This is a genomic window from Rhizobium sp. 01T417 (assembly GCF_056398905.1).
In genome coordinates this window covers 1-2,162 of record NZ_JBFTQH010000101.1, presented here as the reverse complement: position 1 = coordinate 2,162, position 2,162 = coordinate 1, and the positions used below count along the sequence as shown (strand labels likewise).

2 protein-coding genes are annotated in these 2,162 nt (G+C 58.2%); both read left to right on the top strand.

Features of this window, described 5'->3' with window-relative positions; translation table 11 throughout:
* Positions 1-192: hypothetical protein (locus AC1DPR_RS31630; RefSeq protein WP_477817983.1), on the top strand; the 192-nt coding region annotated here is incomplete at its 5' end.
* A gap of 145 nt (positions 193-337) precedes the next feature.
* Positions 338-664, top strand: coding sequence for a hypothetical protein (locus AC1DPR_RS31625; RefSeq protein WP_477105782.1), 327 nt, complete (start codon positions 338-340; stop codon positions 662-664).
* Positions 665-2,162: the final 1,498 nt, after the last annotated feature.

Here is a 2,162-nt window from a genome sequence, read left to right as displayed (position 1 = left end):
GACGAGTACGGCGTCGTCTGGACCTACTTCTCGTGCCGGGCCAGCCTCAGGAATGATGATCTGCCGGTGTTCCGAACAGTGGTAAGGACGGCGGCATCGACAAGAGGCCCTGTTCGCCACTTGAGCGAAGGCGAGGTCAAGCGCCAACATGTGATCAAAAGGGTAAAACGGGTCATCCATCTTCCACCCTAATTCTCATGGCTTGAAACGCTCACGTGTGCGCGTCGGTATTAGAATGCGTCCATCGGATAGGGGCAGACAAATGGACCCAGCTACACGCGACCAGGGGATTTTGCGAGAGGCGCCATGCCTAATTGCAGAATCAGTGGAGAGGTGCTTGAAGCTCACACGCTTACCTGGTGTGACAACGCCATACACGGGCGTTTCCTTGGTCTGGCGAGGCCAACGCTACTGCGTAGTCAAAGGCATCGACAACACGGGGCGAGAGCGCCTCGTCGAGGTTTTTCGGGTAGACACTTCTGGAGAACTTCATGCCGTGCCAGCTTTCCGCTATCCGTTACCGTTGTGCGACATGTTTCCCGTCGATTTTGAAGCCTTCTACGACATTGACCCCTGGGGCGGGCCGGTGACGGAACTCACCGTCTCTGAGATCGCAAACGGTGCGCGGCTGCTCTTTGCAGCCTCGTCGCAGCTTGACGAGTAGCAGCAAAAAAGTGCTGCCTTAGTGCCCTGCCGTATAAACGTTGTTCGAGCAGTGCGAAATATTGCGGGCGCGCCCAAGAACGTGACTCGGCTCGCCCTTCCTCTTGGCTTCCTTCCCACTGGAGAGCGTTCGCATATTTCCTATATTCAAATTCCTCCTGACGGGCTCACCGGCAACGCTAGCGAACGCTTCCTGCGCTGAGATCGCCATGTATATCACTCTTTACCAAAGTGGTTGCCGGGCTGAAGTCTTTCATTGGCTGAGGCCCATCCAGCGCTCCGACACGGCCGAATTGGATTAGGAACCCCATTGTTTGGCTTGCGCCCCGCAGCCATCGTCTACGACATCGTGACCCGCGGATATTGCGTGGTAATACTGCGGAGAATGTCGGCAGCAACAACGTCGCGCAAGCGGGGCGCGCCTCGCTCGGGGCTTGATCGCTACCTTGTAGGACCGGATCGGATAGTCGCCGTGTCAATGTCGGCGTCAGACTGTCCCCACTAACTCGGGGATTATGGCTACAGATATTCATGTGGTGCCCGCCGGCTTCGCTGCGAGGAAAGCCCAACCCTTCGCCACTTCCCCATGTTCGTCGTCGGGCTTCGCCGTCCTTCATCGGAAGCTAGTTCTTGGCAAACGCCGCTCGCGCATCGCCACGGTCCAGGCGGGTGTATGAGTGGGGTGAGTCGAAGGTCTCCTAGAAGACGACCACCGTGGGCGTACCCCGCAGCAGGAGGTATTCCCGGTCGGCCGTGCCGGTGGGCAGCGCGTGGAGCAGTTCCTTCTTCTTCTCGTCGCCGTTCCGTTCCTTCATGCCCCGCGCCAGCGGCAACATGGCAACGGATGCGCGAGCGGCCTCGGGGGGCGGCCAGGGGTGACGGCGAAGCGACGATCGCCGACGGTCATCACATGCGTTATTCCTCCGATTTGCTGCGGCCTGAGCGGCGCGGGCACCTAGAGCCCGCCGCGTTGGCGGCATGGTCGATTGACACCGGTCGCGCCTCCAGATGGAAGGTAAAATAATTTACATTCGATTTCGAACGTCAATTGCGGCCGGTTTTGCCAGCCGAAGGAAAGATTTGGTTAAAATTCAGTCACTTATAGGGCTATAGAAGCGCCTGGAATTTTAGGCCTGTCGTCTTTCAAGACGCGGATACTGGGCTGGGCTCGGCAGAAATTACCTTGACACATGCATAGAGAGGCCGCGGGCGCTTCGGCCTTCCTATCCCCCCTTCGTGTCAAGTCCCTTTCACTCCTCACTGAGTTCGGACAACGAGGTAGGTTATTCTGCACTCAGGACCGCACAGTCGGCTGGATTTCATGCGGGCGAACTCGCCACAATGCGCAAACAGGTGCGCTCTGAGACCAAACCGGCCGCACTAGGTGACTTCGTGCCTGATCACAGTCGGCTGGATTTCATGCGGGCGAACTCGCCACAATGCGCAAACAGGTGCGCTCTGAGACCAAACCGGCCGCACTAGGTGACTTCGTGCCTGAT